The 13407-nt window shown below is 67.1% G+C and carries 13 protein-coding genes; 3 read left to right on the top strand and 10 right to left on the bottom strand.

Annotation, left to right across the window (positions count from 1 at the left end):
• Positions 1–56 precede the first annotated feature (56 nt).
• Together PI246_RS04085 and PI246_RS04080 are read left to right on the top strand one after the other, a co-directional pair.
• Positions 57–1013 carry a glycosyltransferase family 2 protein gene (locus PI246_RS04085; protein ID WP_320550008.1) on the top strand — a complete coding sequence of 319 codons (957 nt, stop codon included), beginning with the start codon at positions 57–59 and terminating at the stop codon, positions 1011–1013.
• Between the two features lie 4 nt (positions 1014–1017).
• A complete protein-coding gene (locus tag PI246_RS04080; RefSeq protein WP_320550007.1) occupies positions 1018–1521 on the top strand; it encodes a mismatch-specific DNA-glycosylase in 504 nt (167 codons plus the stop codon).
• Here the strand turns inward: PI246_RS04080 and PI246_RS04075 are convergent.
• Together PI246_RS04075 and PI246_RS04070 are read right to left on the bottom strand one after the other, a co-directional pair.
• Positions 1497–2717, bottom strand: coding sequence for a c-type cytochrome (locus PI246_RS04075; RefSeq protein ID WP_320550006.1), 1221 nt, complete (start codon positions 2715–2717; stop codon positions 1497–1499). The two genes, PI246_RS04080 and PI246_RS04075, sit on opposite strands and share 25 nt — an antisense overlap.
• Before the next feature lie 2 nt (positions 2718–2719).
• Positions 2720–3403: a c-type cytochrome gene (locus PI246_RS04070; RefSeq protein ID WP_320550005.1), complete on the bottom strand. Its 684-nt coding sequence runs from the start codon at positions 3401–3403 to the stop codon at positions 2720–2722.
• 79 nt (positions 3404–3482) lie between these two features.
• On the opposite strand from PI246_RS04070, the gene PI246_RS04065 reads away from it, so the two are divergent.
• Positions 3483–5051, top strand: a complete 1569-nt coding sequence (locus PI246_RS04065) for an amidase (protein ID WP_320550004.1) — start codon at positions 3483–3485, stop codon at positions 5049–5051.
• A 66-nt stretch (positions 5052–5117) separates the two neighbouring features.
• Here the strand turns inward: PI246_RS04065 and galU are convergent, their stop codons facing one another.
• The 8 genes from galU to cmk all read right to left on the bottom strand — a co-directional run bounded on the left by galU (position 5118) and on the right by cmk (position 13365).
• Positions 5118–5993: a UTP--glucose-1-phosphate uridylyltransferase GalU gene (gene galU / locus PI246_RS04060; RefSeq protein WP_320550003.1), complete on the bottom strand. Its 876-nt coding sequence runs from the start codon at positions 5991–5993 to the stop codon at positions 5118–5120.
• Positions 5990–7888 (bottom strand): polysaccharide biosynthesis protein, encoded by a 1899-nt coding sequence (locus PI246_RS04055; RefSeq protein ID WP_320550002.1) that lies wholly within the window; start codon positions 7886–7888, stop codon positions 5990–5992. The genes galU and PI246_RS04055 overlap by 4 nt, the downstream gene beginning before the upstream one ends.
• Positions 7875–8900: an MraY family glycosyltransferase gene (locus PI246_RS04050; RefSeq protein WP_320550001.1), complete on the bottom strand. Its 1026-nt coding sequence runs from the start codon at positions 8898–8900 to the stop codon at positions 7875–7877. The genes PI246_RS04055 and PI246_RS04050 overlap by 14 nt, the downstream gene beginning before the upstream one ends.
• Entirely contained in the window at positions 8897–10069 is a 1173-nt protein-coding gene (gene lapB, locus PI246_RS04045) for a lipopolysaccharide assembly protein LapB (protein WP_320550000.1), read from the bottom strand. The genes PI246_RS04050 and lapB overlap by 4 nt, the downstream gene beginning before the upstream one ends.
• Positions 10066–10326 carry a LapA family protein gene (locus tag PI246_RS04040; protein ID WP_320549999.1) on the bottom strand — a complete coding sequence of 87 codons (261 nt, stop codon included), beginning with the start codon at positions 10324–10326 and terminating at the stop codon, positions 10066–10068. The genes lapB and PI246_RS04040 overlap by 4 nt, the downstream gene beginning before the upstream one ends.
• Before the next feature lie 118 nt (positions 10327–10444).
• Positions 10445–10747: an integration host factor subunit beta gene (locus PI246_RS04035; RefSeq protein ID WP_320549998.1), complete on the bottom strand. Its 303-nt coding sequence runs from the start codon at positions 10745–10747 to the stop codon at positions 10445–10447.
• Positions 10748–10839: 92 nt separating this feature from the next.
• Positions 10840–12513: a 30S ribosomal protein S1 gene (rpsA, locus tag PI246_RS04030; RefSeq protein WP_320549997.1), complete on the bottom strand. Its 1674-nt coding sequence runs from the start codon at positions 12511–12513 to the stop codon at positions 10840–10842.
• Positions 12514–12684: 171 nt separating this feature from the next.
• The gene (gene cmk, locus PI246_RS04025; RefSeq protein WP_320549996.1) at positions 12685–13365 is read right to left on the bottom strand and encodes a (d)CMP kinase; all 681 of its coding nucleotides are present in this window, start codon (positions 13363–13365) and stop codon (positions 12685–12687) included.
• Positions 13366–13407: the final 42 nt, after the last annotated feature.

Genomic DNA, 13407 nt, shown 5'->3' with positions numbered 1-13407 from the left:
AAGCGATGTCCACAATGGGTAAAGTGCGCTCTCCGGCCTCTTATCCCGCCCTGTCGATGACCTCTTTCCAGACGCTCACCGTGCTCGTGCCCGCCTATAACGAGGCGGAGGTGATCGACGCGTTCCACCGTCGCCTCGCCACCGTGCTGGACGGCCTTACGCTCGACAGCCGCGTGCTGTATGTGGACGACGGCAGTCGCGACGATACCTGGGCACGCATCGTCGCACTGGCCGCCGTCGACGCGCGGGTGCGCGCGTTGCGCCTGTCGCGCAACTTCGGCAAGGAAGCGGCGATGACCGCGGGCCTGGACCATGTCGACAGCGATGCGCTCGTGGTCATCGACGCCGACCTGCAGGACCCGCCCGAGCTGATCCCCGCCCTGCTCCAGCGCGCAGCCGACGGCTTCGACGTGGTCTATGCCACGCGGGCACGGCGCGACGGCGAAACCTGGTTCAAGAAGCTTACCTCGGCCTCCTTCTACCGCGCGATGGAACGGCTCTCGAACACGCCCGTGCCGCGCGACACGGGAGACTTCCGGCTCATGAACCGGCGCGCGGTGCAGGCGGTGAACGCGTTACGCGAGCGCCAGCGCTTCATGAAAGGGCTGTTCGCCTGGATCGGCTACCGCCAGGCGTCGCTGGTCTACGACCGCGACGCGCGCAACGCCGGCACCACCAAGTGGAACTACTGGCGCCTGGCCAATCTCGCGATCGAAGGCGTCACGTCGTTTTCGACGGCGCCGCTGCGCGTCGCCTCATGGACCGGCCTGGCCGCGGCCCTCCTCTCGTTCGCGTATGCCGCATGGGTGTTCGTCAAGGCGATGATCTGGGGCGATCCGGTGCGCGGCTACCCCACCCTGATGGTGGTGATCCTCTTCCTCGGCGGCGCGCAGTTGCTGGCGATCGGCTTGATCGGCGAGTACGTGGGCCGCACGTATGCGGAAACCAAACGACGCCCGCTCTATTACGTTGAAGACCGACAAGGCGACCTGCCCCTTCCCCCGCACGAGTGACCACGTGCTTCCGGACCTGCTGCAACCCGGCCTCTCGGTCGTGTTCTGCGGCACGGCAGCCGGCGCCCGTTCGGCACGCGAGGGCGCGTATTACGCGCATCCCGGCAACCTGTTCTGGCGCACGTTGTTCGCCACCGGACTCACGCCTCGCCAGCTTGCGCCCGCCGAGTTTCCCCTGATCAACGGCTTCGGCATCGGCCTGACCGACCTGGCGAAGTTCCACTACGGCAACGACGATCAGTTGCCCCGCGACGCCTTCGACGTCGACGCGCTGAAGCAGCGCATCGCCCGCGTGGGGCCGCGCGTGCTGGCGTTCACCAGCAAGCACGCGGGTCGGGCGGCCCTCGGTGGCAAGATCGACTACGGGCTGCAAGCCACGACCTGGGGCGCCACGCGGCTGTTCGTGCTGCCCTCGCCGTCCGGCCAGGCACGGGGCGCGTGGAACGTCGCCACCTGGCACGACCTTGCCCGACTCGTCGGCGCTCAGCCGCCCGGCACGGAGCGATAGGCCCGCACGTCGTTCGGCGAGACCGCGGCGGCTTTGTTCGACCAGGCCTGGCGGATGTAGGTGACGACCGCCGCCACCTCGTCGTCCGTGAGGCGCTGGGAGAACGGCGGCATGGAATACGGACGCGGATTGCCGGCCGTCGCTGGCGCGAATCCCCCGGAAAGCACCGCGCGTACGGTATTGATACCGGTGGGGTCGAGCACGGAGGGATTGCGGTCCAGCGGCGGATAGGCCGCGCCCTTCCCCCGCCCATCGACGGCGTGGCAGCCGGCGCACTGCTTCGCGTAGACGGTTTCGCCCCGTGCCGCGAGATCGGCCGCGTCGGGGATCGCCTCCGGAGTCGGCCGCGGCGCGCGTCCCGGCAGGGAGGCGAGGTAGGTAGCCATCGCGGCCAGATCGGTGTCGGTCACGTATTGCGTACTGCGCATCACGACCTCGGCCATCGGCCCCAGCGCCACGCCATGGGACGAGCGGCCGGTTTTCAGCAGTTCGATCACGTCGGTTTCGGTCCAGCCCTCCAGCCCGCCGTTGGCGGCCATCGAGAGGTCGGGCGCGTACCAGTTCTGCACGGGAATGATGCCGCCGGCGAGGATCGGATCGGTCACCGGTGCGCCGAAGCTGTTCCTTCGCGCATGGCATTCATTGCAGTGGCCCAACCCTTCCACGAGGTACGCACCGCGATTCCAGGCAGCGGAGCGCGCCGGATCGGGGACGTATTCGCCCTCGTCGAAGAACCATCCCCGCCACGGCGCCATCAGCGAGCGCATCCGGTAGGGAAAGCGCAACGTGGTTTCCGTGCGCGGGTTGCGAACGGGGGGCAGGCTCTTGAGGTAAGCGAAGATCGCGTCGGTGTCGACGCGGGTCAGCTTCGTGTAGGACGTGAAAGGAAACGCAGGGTACAGCGACTCGTCGTCATGCCCCTTGCCCTCGTGCATCGCACGGTAGAAGTCGTCCGCGCTCCAGGCACCGAGGCCCGTCGCGCGGTCGGGGGTGAGGTTGGGAGAGGGAATGCCGCCGAACGGGGTCGCCACGACGCGGCCACCGGCGAAGGGCGAACCGTTGCGCGTGGTGTGGCACGACACGCAATCGCCGACGGTGGCAAGGTAGCGGCCACGCGCGACGGGATCGTCGGCCTGGGCGGCGGCGGCGCCAAGGATCAGCGCGGCAGCGAGAAGAACGCGCAGGGCGATGCGCATGGTCATCCCCCCAGCACGCCGCAGCGCAACGGCGGCGCCACGCTGCCGGCGGCGGCCGCATGGGCATCGGCGGGCACCGGCCGCGACGCCAGCCAGGCGGATACCGCACTGATGTCCGAGTCGGTGAGGCGGCTGACGATGGTGGCCATGCAATCGGGCGCGATCGTGCCGCGGGTATCGGTGCGCCACGCCCCGAGCTGGGCGCTGAGATAATCGTAAGGCAGGCCGACGAGCCCGGGGATGTCCGGCTGCACGCCGGCGAGCTGGGGACCGTGGCAGGCCATGCATGGCGGGATTCCACGGGCCGGGTCGCCCTTCGTGGCAAGCTGCTCGCCGCGTGTCACCGCCTGGGGCGACATCGCCGGCGTGGGATGGGTCGCGTAGGGGACGTCCTGCGCGGCGAAATACGTGGCGATCTCACGCATGTAGGCATCGGTCAGCGGTGCCACCATGTGCTCCATGATCGGGTAGTGACGCAGGCCCCGCTGGAACGCCAGCAGCTGTCGATGCAGGTAGCCCTCCGGCTTGCCGGCGAGGCGCGGATTGAAGCCGTTGTCGCCCCCCTCGCCGCGCTCGCCGTGGCAACTCGTGCAGGCGGCGATGCGTTGCGCAAGCGTGTCGGGCGCTGGCGACTCCTGCGCCAGCGCGGCGAACGGCATGAGCACGAGCAAGAACCAGCGTCGCATCGCATTCTCCCCTTGAGCGGTCGAGTATAGCCGCCGATTAGCGATACGATGCGCGGACCACTCGGGGGAGAGACCGCTCATGACGCACGTATCCCGTCTCGCGATGTCGCTGGCGCTCGCGCTGCCGCTCGCGGCACAGGCCCGCGAGGCCACCCAGGACGATGCCTTCGCGTCGATCGCGACGCTCCGCGAGGCCTATGCCCACGGCACGCTGACGCCCGACGGCGTGACGCGCCTGTTCCTGGATCGCATTGCCACGATCGACCACGCGGGGCCGAACCTGCGCTCGGTGATCGAGACCAACCCCGATGCGCTCGCCATCGCGGCGAAGGCGGGCGGCAAGGGGCCGCTGGCCGGCATTCCGATCGTGCTCAAGGACAACATCGACACGGGCGATCGCATGATGACCGCCGCCGGCTCCCTTGCCCTGACGTCGAAACCGGCGCCACGCGACGCGACGGTCACCGCGAAGTTACGCAAGGCCGGCGCGATCATCCTCGGCAAGGCCAACCTCAGCGAGTGGGCCAACATGCGTTCCGCCCACGCCACCAGCGGCTGGACGGGACGCGGCGGCCTCACACGAAACCCCTACGTGCTCGACCGCAACGCGTGCGGCTCCAGCGCGGGCTCCGGTTCCGCGGTGGCAGCGGGCCTCGCCACGGCGGCGATCGGCAGCGAGACCGACGGCTCGATCCTCTGCCCCGCGTCCATGACAGGGCTGGTCGGCATCAAGCCGACGGTCGGCCTGGTCAGCCGCATGGGCATCATTCCCATTTCGGCCACGCAGGACACCGCCGGACCGATGGCGCGCAGCGTCGCCGATGCGGCGACCGTGCTCTCGGTTATCGCCGGCAGCGACGCCCGCGACCCGGCCACCGCCGAGGCGGACCGCCATGCGACGGATTACACGCGATTCCTCGATCCCAATGCCCTGCGTGGCAAGCGCATCGGCGTGGCGCGCCAACTGGCGGGCATCGAGCCCAACGCCGACCGCGCGCTGGCCCATACCATCGCCGTGCTCAAGGCGCAGGGGGCGATCGTCGTCGATCCGGTCACGATTCCCCACCTGAACGAACTGAGCCAGCGCGAACTCGACGTGCTGCTCACCGACTTCAAGCACGACATAGCCGCCTATCTGGCGACGCGTCCCGATCAGCCGATGAGGACCCTGGCCGACCTGATCGCCTTCAACGAACGCGAAGCGGCGAAGGAGATGCCATGGTTCGGTCAGGATCTGTTCCTGGCCGCGCAGGCCAAAGGCGGCGTGGATGACCCGGCCTTCATCGAGAAACGCGACACCAACCGGCGACTCGCCGGCCCGGAAGGCATCGACGCGGCCTTGGAGAAAGACCACCTGGACGCCCTGCTCGCGCCAAGCTGGGGGCCTGCCTTTACGACGGACCTCGTGCTGGGCGACCACGTGGTGAGCGGCGATCCGACCGTGGGTGGCGTATCCGCGCCCGCGGCCATCGCGGGCTACCCGTCGATTACGCTTCCGGTCGAATTCGCGCACGAACTGCCGGTGGGCGTGGTGTTCTTCGGCACGAAGTGGAGCGAACCGACGCTGATCGGCATCGCGTACGCGCTCGAACAGCAGGTCAAGGCGTATCGGCGGCCGACCTTCATGGCAACGCTGCCGGTGGAGTGATGGCGAAGCGTCGGCGCGTGCGCCGTGGCACCGGCAAGGACCGGGCCACGGCGCACGCGCGGAGGTTTATGCCTTGTTGGCGTACTCGCGCACGATCGGCGCGAGCTTGGGGTCTTCCAGCGCCATGGCCATGGTGGCGCGCACCAGCCCGGCCTTGTTGCCGCAATCGAAGCGCGTCCCTTCGAAGCGATAGGCCAGCACCTTGCGCTGGTCCTTGAGCAGGTTTTCGATGGCGTCGGTGAGCTGGATCTCGCCGCCCGCACCCGGTGTGGTGTTCTTCAGATAATTGAAGATCTCGCATGGCAGCACGTAGCGCCCCACCACGGCGAGGTTTGACGGCGCGTCGGCCGGCTTGGGCTTTTCCACCATGTGGCGGATCACCGTCGCGCGATCGCTCACCGCCTCGGTGGCGTCGACGATGCCGTACTTGTCGGTGTCGGCCTGCGGCACCTCTTCCACCGCGATCACGCCGGCGTCGTTGGCGGCGGCCACTTCGGCCATCTGGCGCAGGGCGCCCTTGCCCTTGTTCCAGATCAGGTCGTCGGGAAGCATCACGCCGAAACGCTCGTTGCCGACCACCGGGGCGGCGCGCAGCACCGCGTCGCCCAGCCCGAGGGCCTCCGGCTGGGTGACGAACACGCAACGCACGCGCGACGGAAGGATGCCGCGAAGGATATCGAGCAGCTCGGCCTTGTTCTTCTCGGCGAGCTTTTCTTCCAGCTCATACGCCTTGTCGAAGTAGTCGGCGATCGCGTGCTTGTAGCGGTTGGTGACGAACACCAGCGTGTCGGCACCGGCGTCGACGGCTTCGTCCACGGCGTACTGGATGAGCGGCCGGTCGAGCACCGGGAGCATTTCCTTGGCCACCACCTTGGTCGCGGGCAGGAAGCGCGTGCCCAGGCCAGCCACCGGAAATACCACCGTGCGCAGGGGTTGTGTCATGCGATGTCTCCATTCTCATTGCGGCGTAGCGGCACGACGTTATCGGTCTGCGCCTCGCCCCAGCGGAACGACGGCAGCAGCTGCGAAACGCAGCGACGCAGGGTTTCTTCGTCGAAGTGGCCCACGGCTTCCTCGGCCCGGGACAACTGCGTCTGCAGCATGTCCCACGAGACCTGGCGATGCTGGGCCTGGAAGATCTTGGCGTGCGTCGTGCTGGTGTAGTTCTCCAACGGGTGGAACAGTTCTTCGAAAAGCTTTTCGCCCGAGCGCAGGCCCGTGTAGACGATCTGCACGTCGACGCCGGGACGCTTGCCGGCCAGACGGATCATCTGCTCGGCCAGATCGCGGATCTTCACCGGGTCACCCATGTCGAGCGCGAAGATCTCGCCGCCTCGGCCCAAACTCGCCGCCTGCAGGATCAACTGGCAGGCTTCGGGAATGGTCATGAAGTAACGCGAGATCTCCGGATGCGTGATGGTCACCGGTCCGCCCTGGCGAATCTGCCGGCGGAACAGAGGAACCACCGACCCGGCGGAATCCAGGACGTTACCGAAGCGCACCGTAATGAAACGTGTAGAGGTGTGCGCGTTGAGGTTCTGGCACCAGATCTCGGCCATGCGCTTGCAGGCGCCCATCACCGACGTCGGGTTCACGGCCTTGTCGGTGGAGATCAGCACGAACGACTCCACGCCGCAGCGCACGGCCGCCTGGGCCACCACGCGGGTACCCATCACGTTGTTGCGGAAGGCCTCGCGCAACTGGCCCTGAAGCATCGGCACGTGCTTGTAGGCAGAAGCGTGGAAGACGATCTGCGGCTGGGTCTCCTCGAAGAGGCGGTTGATCGCCACCGCTTCGCGGGCATCGGCCAGCACGCCGTTGAAGATGAGTTCGGGGTAAGCCGACGTGAGTTCCTGTCCGATGCGGTAGAGGTTGTACTCGGACATCTCCACCACGGTCAGCGCCTGGGCGCCCAGCCGGGCGACCTGGCGGCAGAGTTCGGAACCGATGGAGCCACCGCCGCCCGTCACCAGCACGCGGCGACCGCTCACGTTCTCGCGAATGGCCGTCCAGTCCAGTTCCACCGCGTCCCGGCCAAGGAGGTCTTCGATCGCGACCTCCTTGATTTCGTTGAACTGGGCGCGACCGGCGACGACGTCTTCGAGCCGGGGCACGGTACGGAACGGCAGGCCCGTGCTTTCGCAGAACGCGACGATACGGCGCATCTGCACCGTGGTGGCGCCCGGCACCGCGATGAGCAGCATCTGCACCGCGACCGCCTTCGACAGCTCGGCGAGCTGGTCGATGGTGCCCAGGACCGGCACGCCACCGATCTGCGCGCCGCGCAGGGCCGTGTTGTCGTCGACGAAACCGATGACGCTGTAACGGCTGTCGCGGCGCAGGTCGCGCGCCAGGGCGTCGCCGGCCCGGTCCGCGCCTACGATGAGTACCCGTTTGGTCGGGGTCGACTGGAAGAGATCGATCCGGCTGTCCTTCCAGAAGCGGTAGCTCAGCCGCGGCAAACCGAGCAGCAGCACCAGCACCACCGGGTAGACCAGCAGTACCGACCGCGGCACGCCGTCGAGCCGGGCGTACATGGCCATGGCCACGCCGATGATCGGCGCGCCCACGACGGTCGCACGGATGATGTTCCACAGGTCAGGCAGGCTCGCGAAGCGCCATACGCCTTTGTAGAGGCCGGTCCAGTTGAAGACCGCGCCCTGCACCAGCAGCACGATGGGAAACTCCATCGGCAGGTAGGTGACGGGGGAGAGATCCGGCATCAGCGCATAGCGCAGCGATTTCGCGATCCACCATGCGAGCGCGGCCATGGCCAGGTCGTGGGCGACCACCGCGGTGCGTGGATGGATGATGCCGATGAATTTACGCAGAAACATGTCGCTCCCTTCGACGCAAGCAACTCCGCTTGCCATTACGCCAGACCATGGCGCCCATCACGTACGTTGCCACGAAACACAAAGGCGCCGCCGCCGGCAGGCGGTACGCGATCCATGCGACGGGAATGCAGACCAGAACGTTCCACGCGAGATAGCCCAGGGCCACGCGACGGTGCGACGCCCCCCGACGTCTCACGAGCCACTGATATAGGTGCTCGCGATGCGGAGTGTACCAGCGCGCACCGCGCAGCATGCGCCCCAGCAGCGTCAAGGTGGCGTCGATGACGAAGGCCGAGGAGAACACGAGCGTGGGCCACAGCAGGTTCGTACGAAACGCCCAGAGCATGGCCGTGAGCGCAAACACCATGAGTCCCAGCGTGCCGCTGCCGACGTCGCCCATGAAAATGCGGGCGGGCGACCGGTTGAACCACCAGAATCCGGTGGCGGCGGCGGCCATCGCGAGCCCGGCGCCCGCGATCGCCGGGCTACCGGCCGACGCGGCGAGCGCCGCCGAGGCTGCGCCGAAGAACATGGCCTGCTGCGCCGCCAGGCCGTCGATGCCGTCCATGAAATTGTGCAGGTTGATGCACCAGACCCCCGCCAGCAGCAGGGGCACGGCCCAGAGCAGACCGGCGGTGCCGGCCGCCAGGGCCACGCTCAGCAGCAGCGTGGCCGCCAGCTGGATGAGCAGGCGCGGCCGGATCGGGAGGGATCCGTGGTCGTCGAGCCAGCCGATGGCCGCCACGGCGATCGTGGCGACGCTGAATGCCGTCGTGGTCGCTGCCCCGGGCGAACCCGGCAGGAGCAACAGCGCCGCTGGCATGCCCGCGAGGGCGCCAGCCACGATGCCGATACCGCCGCCCCGGGGGGTAGGCATCGTATGCGAACGGCGATGGCCCGGCGCATCGAGCATGCCCCGTCGATGGGCGTAGGCAATGGCCGCCCGGACACAGGCGAACGACACCACCAGGGCCAGGGCGACGCAGCCGAGAAGGAGCGTCTGGCCGCTCATTCGTTCGCCACGCCGTGGATCGGGCGAACGGTGCCCCAGTTCTTGCAGCTCGGGCACTGCCAATGGTGGGCCTTGGCACCGAAACCGCAACGGCTGCAGCGGTACATCGCCTGCCCTTCGAGCAGCTTGCGGGTGAGGTCGCGCAGGATCAGGTAATTTTCGCGCGCCTCGCCCGAGACCTTGTCCATGGTGGCGTCGATGAGCGCCATCAGGCCGCGCACCGAGGGGCGCTTGCGCAACTGGCCGGTGAGGAAATCGATGGCCGTGCGTTCGCCGTCGCGCCCTTCGTAAAGCCGGGTGAGCGCCAGCACCGGCGAGATGCCGTGGTAACGCTGCATGATGTCGCGCAGGAACGCTTCGGCCCGATCCATCTGCTGCGAGCGGGCATAACAGTTCAGTAGCGGCGGGAGGATCTCCGGCACGAAGGCGATGTCGGCATCGATGGCCGCTTCATAGGAGGCGATGGCCGCGGGCATGTCGTCGTCTTCGGCGGACAGGCGCCCGGCGATCATGTGGGCACGCACGCAGTCGCGCTGGCAGGCGAACGCCTCGCGCACGTAGTCGCGGGCCTCGGTGCGGGCCCCGTGCAGGCGGGATTGCTCCGCCAGCTCGCAATAGAACTGGGCGATCATCGGCGACTCGTCTTCGCCGGTCATCGTTTCGAGGCGGCGGGCATGGTCGATCGCCTTGTGCCACTCGCGCTCGTGCTGGTAAATGGCGATGAGATGGCGCAGCGCCGAGGGCGCCAGCGCATCCATCGCGACCAGATCGGAGAACAAGGTTTCCGCCCGATCGAGCAAGCCCGCGCGCATGTAGTCTTCGCCCAGTTCGAGCAAGGCCACCGTCTTCATTTCGTCGGACAGCCCCTGGCGCGACACCAGGTGCTGGTGCAGCCGGATCGCGCGGTCGACCTCGCCGCGCTTGCGGAACAGGTTGCCCAGCGCAAGGTGCGTCTCGACCGTGTCGCGGTTGTATTCGGCCAGGCGCAGGAACACTTCCAGGGCCTTGTCCTGCTCTTCGTTCAGCAGGTAATTGAGGCCGCGGAAGTAGTCGGAGGAAAGTTCGTTGACCCGTTCACCGGAACGACGGGCGTGGGTGCGACGGGCCAGCCACCAGCCGGAGGCGAACGCCAGCGGAGGTACGAGCGCCAACAGCCAGATCGGGTTCATGGGGACGACGCGCTGGCTACCTTGGTCTGGCCGAGGGCGCGACGGCGCTTGCGCCGATGGGCGAATGACGTGCCCACCCAGGCGGTGATGCCACCGAGGATCCACCCCACGAGCAGGGCGACGAGCAGGGCTCCGCCCTTGGGCAACGACAGCCGCGCCACACCGACATCGAAAGGCACCGAATCGGCGTTGAGCGCGCCGAAAACGATGCCGGCGGCGGCGAATAACAGCAGGAAAAGTATGGCGATCAGACGCATCCGGCGACTGTACCCGAATCATGAATGGCATGGGATGCCGCGATTACGATTTCGTACAGGTTGTTTGCCCGTGAGTGCTCGCGGAGGGGTCGGGAGGTTGCAAAAGAAAAACGCCGCGTCACTGCGCGGCGTTGTTCTCGATGGCCAGGTTCACGCGTTCGCGGAGTTCCTTGCCTGGTTTGAAATGCGGTACGTGCTTGCCTGGCAGGGCCACGGCCTCGCCGGTCTTGGGGTTGCGCCCCATGCGCGGCGGACGGAAATGCAGGGCAAAGCTGCCGAAGCCGCGGATCTCGATGCGCTCACCGCTGGACAGGGCATGGCTCATCTGCTCGAGCACGCTCTTGACGGCGAGTTCCACGTCGCTGAAGGCGAGATGGGTCTGACGCCGCGCCAGCGCCTCGATGAGTTCCGACTTTGTCATGGGTCCCCTGGTTCTTCTTTAACGCTGGACTCGAAACGTGGATCCGGTGCTGCATGAATCGGGGGAGCGGCGAACCGCTCCCCCGTCCGACGTCAGTCGGCCTTGTTCATCTGCTCCTTGAGGAGCGCGCCGAGCTTGGTCGTGCCGCCGGCGGCGGACTGGTAGTCGGCCATCGTATCGGCCAGTTCTTCCTCGTCCTTCGCGCGGATCGACAGCTGCAGCTGACGGCCCTTGCGATCCATGCCGGTGAACTTCGCCTCGACCTTGTCGCCGACCTTCAGGTACTGCGTGGCGTCTTCCACGCGTTCCTTGGCGATGTCGTTGGCGCGGATGTAGCCCTCGACGCCTTCGCCCAGGTCGATGGTGGCACCCTTGGCGTCGACTTCGCGGACCGTGCCGTTCAGGACCGTACCGCGCGGATTCGTGGCCATGAACTGGCCGAACGGATCCTGCTCCATCTGCTTGATGCCGAGGGAGATGCGCTCGCGCTCCGGATCGACGGCCAGCACCACGGCCTCGACTTCGTCGCCCTTCTTGAAGTTGCGAACGAGGTCTTCACCCGAGGCCTGCCACGAGATGTCGGACAGGTGGACGAGACCGTCGATGCCGCCTTCCAGGCCAATGAAGATACCGAAATCGGTGATCGACTTGATCTGGCCGGAGACCTTGTCGCCCTTCTTGTGCATGGCGGCGAAGGCTTCCCACGGGTTCGAACGGGTCTGCTTGATGCCCAGGGAGATACGACGACGCTCTTCATCGACGTCGAGCACCATGACCTCGGTCTCGTCACCGACCTGAACCACCTTGGCCGGGTTGACGTTCTTGTTGGTCCAGTCCATCTCGGACACGTGCACCAGGCCTTCGACGCCCGGCTCGATCTCGACGAAGCAGCCGTAATCGGTGACGTTGGAGACCTTGCCGAACAGGCGGCTGCCGACCGGGTAGCGGCGGGCGATGGCGACCCACGGGTCGTCGCCGAGCTGCTTGAGGCCGAGCGACACGCGGTTGCGCTCGCGGTCGTACTTGAGCACGCGCACGTCGAGCTCGTCGCCGACGTTGACCACTTCGGACGGGTGACGGACGCGCTTCCACGCCATGTCGGTGATGTGCAGGAGGCCGTCGATGCCGCCGAGGTCGACGAACGCGCCGTAATCGGTGAGGTTCTTCACCACACCCTTGACGACCGCGCCCTCGGTGAGGCGCTCGAGCAGCTTCTCGCGCTCTTCGGAGAACTCCGTCTCGACGACCGCACGGCGGCTGACGACGACGTTGTTGCGCTTGCGGTCGAGCTTGATGATCTTGAACTCGAGGTCCTTGCCCTCGAGGTAGACGGGGTCACGGACCGGACGCACGTCGACGAGGGAGCCCGGCAGGAACGCGCGGACATCCTTGATGTCGACCGTGAAGCCGCCCTTGACCTTGCCGGAGATCTTGCCGGTGATGGTCTCTTCCTTGTCGAACGCCTGCTCGAGGTCGTCCCACACCATCGAACGCTTGGCCTTCTCGCGGGAGAGCTTGGTCTCGCCGAAGCCGTCTTCGAGCGCGTCGAGCGCGACCTTGACTTCGTCGCCCACTTCCACTTCGAGAGCGCCGTTCTCGTCCTTGAACTGCTCGATCGGAACGATGCCTTCGCTCTTCAGGCCGGCGTTGATCACCACCACGTCGTTGCGGATTTCCACAACGATACCCGTGACGATGGAGCCGGGCTTCAGCTTCGAAATGGCCTGCTGGCTCTGTTCAAACAGTTCGGCAAAACTTTCAGTCATGTTGATTCCAGGGTTATGAAAGGCCGTACCCGGCGCCGGCGTGCGTCTTGAACGCGAGCGGACGGGGGACCCACCGGTTGTGGGTGCATCGGAGCGACTCGTGGGAGACGGCCCCTGCACCGTTGCCTAAAAACCCGCGCCTACCGCGCGAGTGCTTTGCCGGATGCGCCCTCAGGGACGCACCACGGCGAGAACCTTTGCCACCACCGCGTCGATGGGCATGCCGGTGGTATCGATCACCACGGCGCCCTCGGCGGGCTTCAACGGGGCGACCGCCCGCGACGCATCTCGCTCGTCGCGCGCCTCGATCTCTCGCTGAAGAACCCCAAGTGTAACGCTCAGCCCCTTATCCTTCAACTGCTTATAGCGCCTTTTCGCCCGTTCGGCGGCACTGGCCGTAAGGAATACCTTGTGGGCGGCGTCGGGGAAGATCACCGTGCCCATATCGCGACCGTCCGCCACCAGGCCGGGCGCCTTGCGGAAGCCCAGCTGCAGGTCGACCAGGGCCTGGCGCACGCTGGGGATCACCGCGATGGCCGAGGCGGCCGCGCCGGCGGTTTCCGTGCGCAACTCGGCGGTGGCGTCATGGCCGTTGACGATGACGTGGGTCTCGCCGCCATCGGCGCTGGGCTGGAAGCGGATTTTCACCGTCTGGGCGCAGCGGGTGACGGCCTCCACGTCGGAGAGGTCGATGCCCTCCTCCCCCGCCGCGTAGCCCACGGCGCGGTAGAGCGCGCCGGAGTCGAGCAGGCGCCAACCCAGCGTATCCGCCACCATGCGACTGATGGTGCCCTTGCCCGAGCCGGAGGGCCCATCGATGGTCAGGACGGGGACGACAGCCGAAGGGGCCATGGGATTACCTCAGACGCGAAACCGGTATGGTAGCGCCGTGGA

It is taken from the genome of Luteibacter sahnii, from assembly GCF_034063545.1.
Taxonomy (GTDB): Bacteria; Pseudomonadota; Gammaproteobacteria; order Xanthomonadales; family Rhodanobacteraceae; genus Luteibacter; species Luteibacter sahnii.
This window is presented reverse-complemented; position numbering and strand designations above follow the sequence as displayed.